Annotated in this window: 14 protein-coding genes, 1 pseudogene and 1 other annotated feature; of the genes and pseudogenes, 7 read left to right on the top strand and 8 right to left on the bottom strand. The window is 35.9% G+C overall.

Features of this window, described 5'->3' with window-relative positions:
• Positions 1 to 136: 136 nt before the first annotated feature.
• On the bottom strand, positions 137 to 382 hold the full coding sequence (locus AB1279_RS02470; protein ID WP_336482407.1) for a YusU family protein: 246 nt from the start codon (positions 380 to 382) through the stop codon (positions 137 to 139).
• Positions 383 to 558: 176 nt separating this feature from the next.
• Entirely contained in the window at positions 559 to 861 is a 303-nt protein-coding gene (locus tag AB1279_RS02465; RefSeq protein ID WP_090998954.1) for an MTH1187 family thiamine-binding protein, read from the bottom strand.
• A gap of 256 nt (positions 862 to 1,117) precedes the next feature.
• On the opposite strand from AB1279_RS02465, the gene AB1279_RS02460 reads away from it, so the two are divergent.
• Positions 1,118 to 1,735, top strand: a complete 618-nt coding sequence (locus tag AB1279_RS02460) for an adhesin (protein WP_429753237.1) — start codon at positions 1,118 to 1,120, stop codon at positions 1,733 to 1,735.
• Positions 1,736 to 1,855: 120 nt separating this feature from the next.
• Here the strand turns inward: AB1279_RS02460 and AB1279_RS02455 are convergent, their stop codons facing one another.
• Positions 1,856 to 3,853 carry a methyl-accepting chemotaxis protein gene (locus tag AB1279_RS02455; RefSeq protein ID WP_429757720.1) on the bottom strand — a complete coding sequence of 666 codons (1,998 nt, stop codon included), beginning with the start codon at positions 3,851 to 3,853 and terminating at the stop codon, positions 1,856 to 1,858.
• Between the two features lie 212 nt (positions 3,854 to 4,065).
• Here AB1279_RS02455 and AB1279_RS02450 point away from each other — a divergent pair, with 212 nt between their 5' ends.
• Positions 4,066 to 4,824 carry a TrmB family transcriptional regulator gene (locus tag AB1279_RS02450; RefSeq protein ID WP_429757719.1) on the top strand — a complete coding sequence of 253 codons (759 nt, stop codon included), beginning with the start codon at positions 4,066 to 4,068 and terminating at the stop codon, positions 4,822 to 4,824.
• Between the two features lie 35 nt (positions 4,825 to 4,859).
• Here the strand turns inward: AB1279_RS02450 and AB1279_RS02445 are convergent, their stop codons facing one another.
• Both AB1279_RS02445 and AB1279_RS02440 read right to left on the bottom strand, forming a co-directional pair.
• Positions 4,860 to 5,027, bottom strand: a complete 168-nt coding sequence (locus AB1279_RS02445) for a hypothetical protein (RefSeq protein WP_429757718.1) — start codon at positions 5,025 to 5,027, stop codon at positions 4,860 to 4,862.
• 106 nt (positions 5,028 to 5,133) lie between these two features.
• Positions 5,134 to 6,462 carry an APC family permease gene (locus tag AB1279_RS02440; RefSeq protein ID WP_429757717.1) on the bottom strand — a complete coding sequence of 443 codons (1,329 nt, stop codon included), beginning with the start codon at positions 6,460 to 6,462 and terminating at the stop codon, positions 5,134 to 5,136.
• 66 nt (positions 6,463 to 6,528) lie between these two features.
• Positions 6,529 to 6,766: a binding site (T-box leader), on the bottom strand.
• Positions 6,767 to 7,133: 367 nt separating this feature from the next.
• Here AB1279_RS02440 and AB1279_RS02435 point away from each other — a divergent pair.
• Positions 7,134 to 8,186, top strand: a pseudogene (locus tag AB1279_RS02435) (CHASE4 domain-containing protein); the annotation flags it as partial.
• Positions 8,181 to 9,128 (top strand): methyl-accepting chemotaxis protein, encoded by a 948-nt coding sequence (locus AB1279_RS02430; protein ID WP_429761282.1) that lies wholly within the window; start codon positions 8,181 to 8,183, stop codon positions 9,126 to 9,128. The pseudogene AB1279_RS02435 and the gene AB1279_RS02430, both read left to right, overlap by 6 nt.
• Before the next feature lie 93 nt (positions 9,129 to 9,221).
• Here AB1279_RS02430 and yidC read toward each other — a convergent pair whose 3' ends face one another.
• Complete coding sequence (gene yidC / locus AB1279_RS02425) at positions 9,222 to 10,025, bottom strand: membrane protein insertase YidC (RefSeq protein ID WP_429757716.1); 804 nt, start codon at positions 10,023 to 10,025, stop codon at positions 9,222 to 9,224.
• 31 nt (positions 10,026 to 10,056) lie between these two features.
• Complete coding sequence (locus AB1279_RS02420) at positions 10,057 to 10,341, bottom strand: hypothetical protein (RefSeq protein WP_429757715.1); 285 nt, start codon at positions 10,339 to 10,341, stop codon at positions 10,057 to 10,059.
• Between the two features lie 205 nt (positions 10,342 to 10,546).
• Here AB1279_RS02420 and AB1279_RS02415 point away from each other — a divergent pair, with 205 nt between their 5' ends.
• A complete protein-coding gene (locus AB1279_RS02415; protein WP_429757714.1) occupies positions 10,547 to 11,440 on the top strand; it encodes a YitT family protein in 894 nt (297 codons plus the stop codon).
• Positions 11,441 to 11,761: 321 nt separating this feature from the next.
• Positions 11,762 to 12,139, top strand: coding sequence for a DUF3938 domain-containing protein (locus AB1279_RS02410; RefSeq protein WP_429753230.1), 378 nt, complete (start codon positions 11,762 to 11,764; stop codon positions 12,137 to 12,139).
• 88 nt (positions 12,140 to 12,227) lie between these two features.
• On the opposite strand, the gene AB1279_RS02405 is transcribed toward AB1279_RS02410, so the two are convergent.
• Positions 12,228 to 13,412: a cell wall-binding protein gene (locus AB1279_RS02405; protein WP_429757713.1), complete on the bottom strand. Its 1,185-nt coding sequence runs from the start codon at positions 13,410 to 13,412 to the stop codon at positions 12,228 to 12,230.
• 395 nt (positions 13,413 to 13,807) lie between these two features.
• On the opposite strand from AB1279_RS02405, the gene AB1279_RS02400 reads away from it, so the two are divergent.
• Positions 13,808 to 14,824 carry an N-acetylmuramoyl-L-alanine amidase family protein gene (locus AB1279_RS02400; protein WP_429757712.1) on the top strand — a complete coding sequence of 339 codons (1,017 nt, stop codon included), beginning with the start codon at positions 13,808 to 13,810 and terminating at the stop codon, positions 14,822 to 14,824.
• The last annotated feature ends 118 nt before the right edge of the window (positions 14,825 to 14,942 follow it).

The raw sequence follows: 14,942 nt of genomic DNA, 5'->3' as shown, positions 1-14,942 counted from the left end.
AGAAAAAAACACTCCCTTTATTTCGTATAAAGATGGCATACACATAACCAAACATTATATAAAAATAACTCATATACATGTTCATCAAAAAATACAAAAAAAGACTACTTGATTACAAGTAGCCATTTCTCATTTGTCACTTATTTTGTCTATGTTCATCATTGCGCTTTTTAATTTCTGTAATTAATTTTACCATCTCTTCTTTCGCATCTGGATACGTTTCATTCCAATGCTTTACAAGCGCTGGCATTGTTTTAGCAATATACGAATATAACGCCCATTTCTCAACCTTTTGTTTATATTCTTCATCGCTCTCTCCTAATAATAGCTCTGTATACTTCTGTAGCAACCCATCAAACTGTTCTTGAAATTTTTCATTCACCCTATAGCCCCTCCTTCATATTTCTTTACACTTGATAATAAAGAAATTTAAAGGCGGAAACAAATTTCTTGCCCTTCATACAAAAAGAAGCAGCTCTATTTAGCTGCTTCCCCTATACTTCATCTCGCTACCTTCGGACAGTAAGGCTCGACTGATTCCACTAGTTAAGGTTCACTCTATAACTTCGACTGTACAGATTGTAACTTCTTCTCCATAGAGCTAACTTTATCACGGCGGTCATCAACGCGAATATTTGTTGCTACGCGGCCTGCACCTTTTGAAAATGGAACTTCATGCATTTGTTGAATAACTTCAAATAACACCGGAAGTTCTCCTTCAATAATTGTATTCATTGGTGTTAATTGATACTTCACGCGATCTGCATTTTTCTCAAGTACTTTTTGTATTTCTGCTACATACTCACTTACACTTGTAGTACCTGTTCCAACTGGGATAATTGTAACATCAACAATTGCCATTTCTGTTCACCTCTTCTATAGATTCTTTATTATTGTACAAAATTTTCTCCGCAATTTCCTACATTACATACTTATGTAAATCAAATTTTCATCTTTTGAACTTCCTACTACCTAATATCTTAGCTTAATGCTCTATAAATTAGTTTATTTTCTCTGAATATGCTTATCTACCGTAACTCTTTTCTGTCCGCCTTGCATATATTGATATCACTTCTGCAAGAAATCGCTTTTTCGCAACTTTGAAAGGGAGTGAACGATGAAACGTTTATTTATTACTTCATTATTAGCGGGCAGTCTTCTACTCGGAACAACAGCTTGTGGAAAAGAGAAAGAAAAACCAACTTCTTCTCCTCCAGTTGAAAAGCCGGTTCCACCAGAACAACAACTACCTCCTACTCCACAACCTGCTCCTCAACCGAGCCAACCTAATCCATCTCAACCAGCACAAGTTGAGACAACTCGAACTATCCAAGAATTTGTCTCAACTTTTAACAGTCTCGGGAAGCCATCCGGATATAACTTAGGGAATGTTAAGCTATTCACAGAGGATCAAGCAACTGTTACGTACAATGGGACATTCAGCAATGGTTTAGGATTTGGCATGACAATTTATAAATCTAACGGCAATATCGGCGCTGTTGCTGTTGTCGGTTCAGATGCTTCTGAACAAGACATTTCAGCCTTTTATGCAACGGTAGGTCTTATTATTTTGAGTTTAGATCCTTCTCTTGGTCAACAAGGTGTTATGTCTATTTTAGAACAACTTGGATTAACTGATCTTACATCTCATCAATATACAACACAAGCTATTGGGGGTACATTAAAAGTAACAGAAAGTAACGGTACCCTTACATTTCAAGCTGTCCATAATTAAATATGAAAAGAGCTGCAATCTCAACATGTAGACGCTTCTCATGATATATCGGTGTTTCTACAATATACGATATGAATAATTCAAAAATGGCTGTCGGGAAAATCCCGACAGCCTGAAATTTTATTTTTCTATTTTAAATTGTTCTACTAGCTTTTCCAAATCGCTCATTTCCACTGTTAATTGCTTCATCGTTCCTGATACTTGTTCTAGATGCGATACCTGTGTTTCTGTCGCTGCATTAACTTCTTCTGATACAGCCGCACTCTCCTGACTTGTTTCAGCGATGGTTTGCATAACTTGTGTAATATCTTTCTGCTCATGTCCAATATTTCGCACTTCAGTAGAAATGTTTTCAATTGAAGTTACAATTGTATTTACTACAGACATAACAATTTTGAATGCTTTCTCAGCATCGACCGTTACATGGCCTTGTACATTTGCAATTTCTTTTAAATTACCGACAACTTCTACAACGCGAGATACTTCGCGCTGTACTTCCCCAATAATAGATGCGATATCCCCGGTCGCTTCTTTTGATTGCTCTGCTAATTTTCGTACTTCTTCTGCAACAACAGCAAAGCCTTTTCCTTGTTCCCCTGCACGCGCTGCTTCAATAGAAGCATTTAATGCTAATAAATTTGTTTGATCAGAAATTCCTTTAATAAGCTCAACTACATTTTGAATAGACTGCACACTCTGTTCAAGCTTATCAGCTGCCGCTTCTGTTTCAGTCACAATCGAAGAAGCTTCTTCTCTTGTATTCACTAAACGCTGCATCGTCTGCAAACCATTTTGTGACGCTTGTTCTGCCTGGCTCGTTACATCTTTAATAGAAATTACTGATCCATTTACCTGTCCCACTGACTGTTCCATATTTTCTAGCTGCGCTGAAATTTCCTCAACACTATTTGCTAGCGTCGATGCACCGCCCGTCACATCATCCATTGCACTAGAAACTTCCTTACTTGCGGCAACTGTTTCATTTGTTAAATAATGCAAGTTATCCGCTGACTGTTGTACTGATGATACGTTATGCTTAATACGGCTAACCATTTCATTCATTTGTCCAACCATTTCGTTAAAATGCTTTGTTAGCACACCGACTTCATCATTCGTTTGGACGTTCATTTGTAGCGTTAAATCCCCTTCTGCTACTTTCTGTACTTGTCCCGTTAATGATTGAAGCGGTCTTGTTAATCTTCTTGCAAAGAAATACGATACGAGAAGTGCAACAAGCATACCAGCACACGCTAACCATATAAACGTATTTCTTAGCTCTGTTAATAAATTATCAACATTCTCTTTCGGATAAACAATTGCTATCTTCCATTGCATTGATTTCATTGGCTGACTATACGCAATTACATCTTTCCCCTTTAACGTAGAAGCAACAAAATCATTTTTCTCTTGTTTGAAACTTTGAATCAGCGGTTCTTTTGATACATCTTTTCCAACTTTATCCGGATACACTAACGCTATGTTTTTATCATTCACAATAAGCGTTTGTCCTCCATAGTTATACTGGACGTTATGAAGCATCTGCTGGACTCTGTTTAAGGACACATCCATTGCTACAACACCAATTACTGAACCATCTGGTGATAACATCGCTTTGGAAACACCAACACTTAATTGTCCTGTCGTAAGTTCATACTGAGGCTGTCCCCAATGTATAGTTTTCGGGTCCTTTATAGCATCCTTATACCAGGCCCTTGTTGTAGGATCATATCCTTCTGGCAACTTCCCGCCATCTGCAACACTCGCACTTAATGTATTTTTATCTTTCGTCCCAATATAAAGATCTAAAATATCAGGGTGATTTTTTTTAAAATCTAAAAACTCCCTCGTTATCAGCGCTTCTTCTTCTGGCGTAACACCATCTTGTAACATTTTAATGGTCATCTCACTACCTGAATAGTATTGCATATCCTCTCCAATCCCATTAATAAACCCATTCATTTGTTGTGATAACAAATCCATCGTATTATGAGAATATTGATCAAGGATACGTGACTGCTGCGTTTTTTGTAAATGATATATAGTTGTCCCTAAAATCACAAACAACATTGAAATAAGTACCGAAAATACAATTGTTAATTTCCAACGTAAACTTCTCATAATCTCTAATCCCCTAGCCCCTTCTTAATAAATTTTATTTAACCGCTAATATTATTATATTAAGAAAAAGTAATTATTGTAAAATCTTATTCATTTCCATAACCAAAAATTCTTATATAACCATTTCCGTATAGGGCAAAATAACTGTACTTGTATTCATAAGGAGAGTTCCTTATTCTTAAGAAAGAAGAAATTTTCGTTCAGGAGGCACTATGTTACAAAGATTCGGTTTTTCACAATATGAAAGTCAAGCATACGAGGTCCTCGTTTCAAGCGAAGAGCCGCTTGATGCAACGAGCATCGTGAAGTATTCTGGTGTTCCGAAAGCAAAGATATACGAGGTATTAACACGTCTTATTGATAAAGGCATGGTGATGGATTCTGTTTCCGAAAAGAAAAAGCTATATACAGCCTTGCCGCTGCAACTTGCTATTGAAAAACTAACCACAGAATTTCAATCACATATTGAAGAGTTACAAAACAACGTATCGAAAAAAATATTTACAGATGACCGGGTTTGGAGCTTAAAAGTGCAATCTTCTATTCACGCACAAAGTAAACAACTTGTACAGGAAGCGAAAAAATCCATTCGTATGTCTGCATGGAATGATACGTTCCTAGAATATATGCCGCTATTAGAAGAGAAGAAAAAGCAAGGCGTAGAGATAGAAGCACTTGTTGTAGGGAATCTTGATACAACACTAGAACAGATTCACCTTCTTATTCCAACAGAAGAACATGATGCACTTGAACGCTTTTTACTGATTATTATCGATGATCGTGAAATTTTATTTGCGGGCGTTGAGCAAAACTCATGGCAAGCAATGAAAACAATGTCTCAACCATTCGTTAAATTTTTCACAGAATTTTTCTATCACGACGTTGCTCTTGCGAAAATTACAGAGAAGCATCATGATTTATTTATGAACGATGAGGAAATTCGAGGCCTCTTAATGAAACTACGTTATTAAAAAAACGGACATGTATTCCCACTCATGTCCGTTCTTCATTTTGCTTCTTTATATCCGATAACAACGAAATGATTTGCTGATTTTGCCTTATTTGTTCTTCTGAGTTTACATATAAAAAAACGGATCCATCGAAACACAAAAGCAAGTACTACAACAGGAATTATCATAAAGAAAAAACCAATAACAGACGATAACATTGCCACTAGCATCCACCTCCTTTTAACAACATATTCCACAATCCCTTTCAACATCCTTGCACAAAAAAATAGGCATCTCCAAAAGATGCCTATTTCAAAATTTCATTATCGACTAACTTACCTTTTTCTTATTCAAATTTACCTCTTTCTTATTCAAATACCAATATACCGGTAATCCAGTCAATACGATACCAATTGACAAGAAACAACTTACTGGATCATTAATAATCGCACTTCCAATTACAAATAACGACCCTAAAATTGCTAATATTGGCACGATTGGATATAAAGGAACACTATATTCACGTTTTTGTCCTGCATTACGTTTTCGTAAAATAAATACACCGATAAATGTCATCACATAGAAAATATAAATAATAAATACGGAAATCTCGGACAATTTATTCGGGTCACTTATGATCATCAAAATAATACCAAGCATAATCTCAACAAAAATTGCATTTGCTGGCGTTTTAAACTTATCATTAATTTTTGCAATAAATTTTGAAAACGGTAGCTGACCAAGCTCTGCCATTGATACTGGAATACGTGGGAATGTTAAAATCTTTCCGTTTAAACATCCAAAGATTGAAACAATAACACCAATACTAATCAATTTTCCGCCATATTCACCTAATAACATTTCAGCCGCTTTCGCTGTTGCATTCTCGCTAAGCACAACAATTTGCGGAGCTGGTAACACTTTTAATAATGCAAGATTAATTAACACGTACGCTGCTGTTACCACAAGAATTCCAACTGTCAGCGCTTTTGGCAATAGCTTTGTTGGGTTTTTCATTTCACCGCCGATAGACGCGAGTAGAATCCAACCATCATATGCAAATAATGTTGCTAAAATTGCCATCCCAATACTTTGATTTGCAGACTCTGGTACAACAACGTTAAATACATCACTATTCCCCTTCCAAAATCCCATCACAATAATAAGCACAATTGGAATCATTTTTCCAATCGTTGTCGCGGTTTGAACAATGCCCCCATACTTTGTTCCAACACTATTTACAACACCAAGAAATACAACTGTTCCAATCGCGATTGGCAAATTCCACACTTTATCAATATGGAAAAAATTCATGACTAGTGAACTAAAATACAATCCTAATGTCCCAATAATTGCTGGTCCATATACAAGTGTTTGCATCCACCCAGATAAATAACCCCAAAATCTTCCATAAATCTCTTCTAAATACGTATACAAACCACCGTTTTTCGGAATTTGTGCCCCAATTTCCGCAACAGTTAAACCGCTTGCTAAGGTTAAAATACCACCTATTACCCAAGCGAAAATTGCCATGTTAGAGCTTCCTGCATAATCCAATACTTTACCTGGCTTCATAAATACACCAGAGCCGATAATTGTTCCGATAACGATTGATAATGCGACTGTTAGGCCAATTTTATTTTTGTCATCGTGATGCATGCTGCGTTCCCTCCTTCTAATTCTAGTTTGATTTAAAGTAAAATAAAAAAAACACTCATCCCTAAAAAAAGGGACGAGTGTTTGATTCGCGGTTCCACCCTTGTTCCAATTGACACGAAGACACAATGCGCCAATTGCTCAAGTTTCAGATAACGGCTGTTGCCGGCAAGCAATTACTAGATGTTCGTTCACTGCTGCAGTTCAAAGGTGGTAAACTATTCTTTCGTATTAGGAAGCTCACAGCCTAAGGCTCCCCTCTCTGAGAATCGTAAAAAACAGATCATGTCCTTATCAATACTTTTATAATTTCGAATGTTGTTGTTATTGTTCATTATATTGAATTTTTTTAAAAAAGCAAGAGTGTTTTATATTACATACAGGAATTATTTCAGTATAATATAACAGATGTAAACTTTCTTCTACACCGCTGAAAGAATTCAAATTTCTTTTCCCACTCATCAATCATTTTCCAAAATTAAATTATCCTTTCAAATAATATTTGCAAAAATAAGTATTATAGGAATTTTTTGTTATTTTTTTGTTACATTATTCAAAATATCGTTATATAATAGTGTATTGATTTTAATTACATTTTTCGTAACACGATAAAAAAGAACGTTGTATATAAGCAACGGCTTTTTACTATTCAGAAATGAAAGAAGGAATCTTGAATGTCTTTTATGAAAAGGTCTTCATTAATTAAACAAATTACTCTATTTATTACTCTACTATTATGTATCCCGCTCACCATAGCCGGCTATTATTTCTTTACAAAATTAAATGATGACATAACAATTGTAGAACAAAATCAAATGAAAGAAGCTGCCCGCGCTTCTGAAAAACTACTGCAATTTCAAGGCAGCAACTTGCTAAAATTTACTCAGACAAATTCACAATGGGAGGCTAATAGACAAGCTGTTGAACATAAAGATGTGAAGTGGATTGAGGAAAATGTAAACGTAAACACGAAAATCAACCCTGATATTGACTTTATCGCCACTAGTACCTTTGATGGTACCGTTTTGAGCCAAATAGGAGATATAAAAGAATTTACAGGAACGATAAATGACAAAACGTTACTGCAGACGGTTCAACAAAAGTCAGACTTGTATACTTTTGTTCAAACTTCTAAAGGACTAGCAATCATTGCTGCCTCTAAAATTATAAATGAAAATGAAAAAATGGAGCCCGCAGGAATTTTAATATTCGGGAAATTTTTAAACAACGAAAATCTTACTAGTATAAAAAATACGTTAGGAACTGATCTTTCCATATTAACTGCTGAAGGAACGTATTTAACAACGTCTCAATCTCTTTCTAAAACAATCATGAATGAATATTCAGAGAGATTAAAAAAGGATCCCAAAGGGGATATTTTTCAGATCCAGCATACAGATGGACAAAACGTTCTCCAACATCCTGTCTTACTAAAAGACTTGGATAATCATGCATTAGGAGCGCTCGCTGTTAGTCGAGATGCGAAAGTAAGCGCGATGTTTAAGAAAGAACTTACAAATGTGAGCATTGGGATTGGAATTGGATTAGTTGTATTGATTATCGTGCTAATGATTACAATCCACCGCATTATTGTACAACCATTGCAACGTTTGTCTGTTATTTCAAATGAAGTATCAAATGGTATGTTAACGAGTGAAGTACCGCCAAATCTTTTAGAACGCAGTGATGAAATCGGTTTTCTTAGCCAATCTATTGGCGGCATGGTTACAAATTTAAAGAATTTAATTAGCGATGTTTATACCACGTCCGATCATGTAGCAACTTCTGCTGGGCAGTTATCTGTTCATTCTAAAGAAACGAGAAGTGTAACAGACATCATCGTTTCTTCAATGCAAGAAGTAGCAAGCGGATCTGAATCTCAGTTAAACAGTGTGCAGCAATCCAAAATAGCGATTCAAGAAATGACCGAAGAGGTAGGGCATATCGCAGTTCATATGTCCAATGTATACGATAAATCACTGGAAGCGACTCGAGAAGCAGAGGAAGGTAATAGCAGCATGCAACTGGCGATTAATCAAATGGAGGCTATTAACGAATCCGTTCAGCACTCTCTTTCTATCATTCAAGAGTTAAGCGAGCACTCGAAAGAAGTAGGAGAAATTATCTCTATGATTCAAAATATCGCCGATCAAACAAATTTATTGGCGCTAAATGCAGCGATTGAAGCAGCACGCGCAGGAGAAAATGGGAAAGGTTTTGCTGTTGTAGCAGAAGAAGTACGAAAACTAGCAGAACAATCTACTGGCTTTACAAAGAAAGTAACAGAACTCATTACAGGCATACAAAAAGATTCCCACTCCGCAGTGAGTTCAATGGAACATGTATATAAAGATGTCCAAGATGGAGTCCATACGATTCAATCAACAGGTAACATGTTTCAACATATCCATCTGACTACACAAAGTGTTTCTGAGCAATCGCAGGAAGTATCCATTGCTGCTCAACAAATTTCTGATGGAACGATACAAATTTTAAAAACTGTAGAGCATATTTCCGAAATTGCTGAAGAATCATCTGCAAGTACACGTGAAGTGGCTGCTTCTTCTGAAGAGCAGCTAAACGCAATGGATGCGATTCAGCATTCTAGCAATGAATTGAAACAGATTGCTCATAAGCTTCAAGAATTGATGCAGCAGTTCCATATATAGAAATCACACAAAAAATAGACAGTGCTCGTAACGAGCACTGTCTTATTCATTTTCCACTGAGGGACGTTTCACTTTAGAGTAAATAAACTTTTCTTATGCCCCTTGCCCTTGTACTTGTACATCTTCACGATCCAAGACTTTCTTCAATACTATAGTTTGAATCACAGTAAATAGGTTACTTGTAATCCAGTACAAGACAAGTCCTGATGGAGCAGCAGATCCCATAAACAAAATCATTGCCGGCATCATAAACTGCTGGACTTTCAATACTTGATTTTGAGCTTGTTCTCCTGTCATATTAGACTGAAATACTTTCATTTGCAAAAATGTTGTCATAGCAGCAAGGACAGGTAAAATGTGATAAGGATCTGGATGTCCTAAATTTACCCATAAGAAAGACGCTGAACGAATCTCTTCCGTATGACTAATTGCATAATACAATGCTGAGAAGACTGGCATTTGCAGCAACAGTGGTAAACAACCCATTAGCGGGTTTACACCGCTCGTTTTCATTAAAATCATCATTTCTTGTTGATATTGCTTTTGTTTTTCCGGATTGTTCGTCATATCGCCATACTTTTTCTTCAACTTCTGCAACTCTGGCTGCATTTTTTTCGTTTTTAATTGGCTGCGATATTGCGTAATTGTCAGCGGCAGTAGTATCGAACGAACTATAATCGTAATAATAATAATGGCAATCCCAAAGCTATGATTCGGCAAATGGTGCGCCACAAACTGCAACATAACAGAAATTGGATATACAATATAGTGATTCCAAAATCCTGGGCTATTCGCATCAATTGGTCCTGCATTCGCACTTGCATTACTACAACCAGATAAAACAACAACAAGTAATAAAGATAAACTTACGAGCCGAGCTCGGTATGATTTAAACATATATATGATTCCTCCAATGTTTCATAATTCTTTAGCGAAACATTGGTATATACGGACCTACATCCTCACTCTCTCCGCTTGCTTCTTGCCTGCGAACTGAGCGAGCCATTCCATGTTTATAAAAGATAGGGAAAAACGAGATATTCCCTATGTGCTCCTCACATGTTTCAACAACTGCAAAGGCTTTCTGTCTGCCCCTATATGTTTGCTGGCGTACAAAGCGCGAAACATTAGTGAGAAATAAGACTTCTAATAAACAAAGAGCTGTTGTTACAACAGATATATATAACATTGCATCTTGCAATAGAAATTCCATCTCTTCACATCCTTATGACAGGATTATATCATACTACTTCAACATGTAAATTCCTTATATTTTACATATTCATGTTTTTATTTACACACTCGAATTGTAAAAATTTTATAAAATTTTCGTATAATAATAAAACTATTGCCAGTGCTTGAAAAAAGCATTATTCTCTTCTTGTAATCAAAAACGAATATGGAGATGAAAATAGACTATGGGCCAACTAGGAGACGCCGATTACGTTCCCGATACCGCCTTTTTATCATTCCCGGCCGCAAAAACATTACATTTAGAATTCATTATTCAACTTGTTGTTATTTCAGTTGCTTCAATTCTCTATGCAGTTTCAATGAATATGTTTTTTATTCCACACCACATGATTAGTGGCGGTTTTGCTGGCGTTGGGATGATTATCGGTTACTTAATGCACTACAGTATTGGTGCACTCATCTTTTTATTAAACATTCCACTGCTCTTTCTTAGCTATTTTTACTTAGGAAAGAAAACAACTTTTTTAACAGCATACTTTCTTGCTGTATCGACTCTTGCTATGAATATCATTCCAGTTCATCAACTTTCTGAGGATGTGTTGTTGTCTTCTGTTTTTGGTGGTGTATTGTGCGGAGCTGCAACAGGAATCATTTTCCGATTTGCTTCTTCGACAGGTGGGTTTGATATTATTGGGTTAATTGTGGCAAAACATAGAGATATTTCTATTGGATCCATTATTTTTGGCTTTAACCTTATTCTACTTGCAGTCGGTGGTTTTATTTTTGGATGGGATATTACACTTTACACACTTATTAGCCGATTTGTTGTAAGTAAAGTCATTGATGCCATTCATACAAAACATATTAAATTAACAGTGATGACCGTTACAGAAAAAGGAAATGCCATAAAAAAAGCATTACTACACAACGGGATTCGCGGTGTAACAATGGTTGATGCTGTCGGTGGATATACAGATCATAAGAAAAAAATGATTTACACAGTTGTTACACGCTATGAACTAGGAGAAATTAAACGTCTAATCCGCCACGTTGATAGCCATGCTTTTATTAACATTACAGAAACAGTAGAAGTGGTTGGACGATTTAAACGTATATAACAAAACGCAAGGAGTGGATCCTTGCGTTTTTATTTTGCACATAAAGGGAAACTTCCATCAGTGGGGGTCTTCTTCATTCCCCACCTATCTTCTTCGCTTCCCTCAATCTTAAGGTGAGGGTCTAACTGCCCACGAATAGCGAGATAAATTCAAAACATTAAAAACTAGAAATATCAGATAATTATTTTTATTCAAATCTAAAACATGTTATACTATGTATATATTGTAAAAGTAGATAATAAATATAGCATCTTATTTAATTGCTATTAATTAAAATTCAGGTCCTCCTGTTCAAATGATGATGATAAAGGAGATGAACGTATGAACAAACAATTTAGATTTATAATCGCAACATTATTTGCCGTAGCAGGCGGCCTCGTATGCTTTTGGACAAATACGTATACTGGGGAAAATTTATATATGAATGGAATCGACTCCATTGTAAGCGCTTCAATTTTAGGTTCATTTATTTTCTTCCTTTTCAATCCGGAAGAAAACGCAAGAAAAACGACACTTTTAACAATGATTGGAATTGTCGGCGGTTGTATCTCATTTTCAACAACAACTTATGATTTACCTCTGCAACTTAGTACAGCATTCTTCCATGGCCTTTGGACTTGGTTCATCGCATTTTGCATAGCAGATGTCTTTGATTTACTACAAGATGAAGGACAAGTTCAAGTGGAAAGTAATTCGTAATAAAAAAGAAGGTGGTACGAGACCACCTTCTTTTTTATTACGCTATTCGCGGACAGTAAGCCCCAACACTGATGGAAGTTTCACTTTATTAATAATATTTCAGTTCATTCTCCGGTGTTTGCACAATCACAGGACTTTTAGCAGGATCTAACCATCGTAAAACGGAAAGAACATTTTCCCGAGATGTCGCTGTACAACCGTATGTATACATGTCTGAAATATGGAAGAAAATCGCCGAACCAGCTCCAGGTATTCGTTTTGTATTATAGTTAATCACAAACCCATAATCATATTGAGGAATATCCATGTTTTCGGCACTGCTCCAACGACCATTCGCTGGTTTTTGCTGCCACGTATTATATAAAGATGAATTAGAATCATCCACCCAAACATCATTTGATGTAATTTGTCGATATGATAGTTTTGTTCCTGGATTACCGTAGCGACCGAACGCTGTTCCAATTGTATATTTACCGCGTGGAGAACTCTTTCCCGCTTCTGACATCGTATAAGCAAATCCGTCACGACCAATATATCCCTGCATAGCAGCATACACCGGATACCATTTATTATTTCGTTTCTCGAATGTTTGAATTTTCGCCTTATTAGTTCCGTAATCATTTGCTGTCACAAGAATAAGCTGCTGATTTTCTCCTATTGTATATAAATAGTCAGCAGCATTGCTTGCAACCCATACACCGTTATTCTCAAAGTAATACCATGTCCCACCTATTTTCTGCCAACCAATCTCCATTCCACCATTGTTATTCATATAAAACCAATTCGTTCCGTCAAAATACCAATCTGTTTTCATTACACCATTACTCGCAAAGTAATACCACGTTCCTTGAATCTTTTGCCAGCCTGTCTCCATTCCACCATTGCTATTCATATAAAACCAATTTGTTCCATCAAAATACCAACCTGTTTTCATTACGCCATTACTCGCAAAGTAATACCACGTTCCCTGAATCTTTTGCCAGCCTGTTTCCATTCCACCATTGCTATTCATATAAAACCAATTCGTTCCGTCAAAATACCAACCTGTTTTCATTACACCATTACTCGCAAAGTAATACCATGTTCCCTGAATCTTTTTCCAGTCGCTTACCGGCACATTATTCGCATAATAATACCAATTGTTTTGTTCAAACACCCAACCATCTTTTACAACAGCTTGCTGATTTCCACCTGTATTTACTTCTGCAAAACTTTGTATAGGTGCTATTAATAAACTTCCTGCTACACATATCGATGCAATCATTCGTCTCATTACATTTCTCCTCTTTTTCTTTACAAAATATACACTTACACTTTTAAAATATTGAACTAAAAAACTTTCCTAGCATCCTATTAAAAAAATGCTAGCGAATCAAAATCACACTGCTGATTTTGACGAATTTCCTTCTTCTATAATAGAAGGGAAAAGAAACAGCTAGCAAGAAATATTTTAGAACTCCTTTGCATACTAATGGTAATGGTGATTTTATTCGGTATTAACAGATACTAATGAATAATACCTTTACTAAAAGAAATATTTCATACATATTCAAGAAATGTTTTTAACATTTTTGTAACATTACTGTAATAAAAGTATTGAATTTGTTTTAATAACTAGATATATTAGTAGTAGGGAAAGAGAATTCCCCAATAAAGGAGCAGATAATTATGAAAAAACAAATTGCTGGTATGTTATTTGCTGCAGGTATATTGTTTAGCACAATACAGCCTCATGTTTATGCAGAGACAACTAAACAATCTACTCCCGTAACTGGTTGGGTACAAAAACAACAAGCATGGTATTATTACATAAATGGAAAAACAGCAACAGGATGGATAAACACAAATAACAATTGGTATTTCCTTGCTGAAGACAGTGGAATTATGAAAACTGGATGGTATCAAGAAGGACCAAATTGGTATTTTCTTGATAAAAATGGTGCTATGCATACTGGATGGTTAAAACAAGATCAAAAATGGTACTTCTTGAATAAAAGCGGTGCTGTGCAGTATGGATGGATTTTTGATAATGGAAAATGGTATTTTCTTGGTAAAAATGGTGTCATGAAAACTGGATGGCATCAAGATTCACCATATGATTGGTACTATTTAAATAACGATGGTTCTATGAAAACTGGATGGGTTTTTGATCAAAACAAATGGTACTTTTTAAATGCAAAAGGTATGATGCAAACAGGCTGGGTACTCGATCAAAACAAATGGTACTACCTTGATAAAAGCGGCGCTATGAAAACTGGATGGATTGTCGACGATCGATTACAATGGTACTACCTCGATAAAGACGGTGTTTGGAATTCTGATGCAAAACCAACTTCTATTCTATACAACGTTCAAGGAACATGGTCAGAACAAGAATTACCGAAAAAACCACCGTATATCGGTCCAGCTTTCACAATGATGCAGATTAGTCCTATTTCTGAAAACGAAGCAGTTGTCGGTGTATCTTCTTATTCCGATAATGCTGAAGATATTGCATATGTAGACGGTACTGTAACATTCAAAGACAATAAAGCAACTTTAGTTTTTGATCAATTTGGTAAACAAGGTCAAATTGATATTGAAATTGTAGATGGTAAAGTATTGTTAGATATTAAACTTCTAAAAAGTGAAGATGAATGGAACTTAATTCAAGGGAAGCATACATTGCCTATCTATAAAAGATAAGATCTTATAAATAAGAAAGAGGAGAACTAGCATACTTTGCTAACTCTCCTCTTTTTTATGTATCTATTTACTTAACAAAAAGGGCGGTGCTTCTTCTCTAAGCACCGCCCTTTTCGAC

The organism is Bacillus sp. S14(2024) (genome assembly GCF_050473785.1).
GTDB lineage: Bacteria > Bacillota > Bacilli > Bacillales > Bacillaceae_G > Bacillus_A > Bacillus_A yunxiaonensis.
The sequence above is the reverse complement of the archived record's forward strand: the minus strand, read 5'-3'. Positions and strand labels throughout refer to the sequence as shown.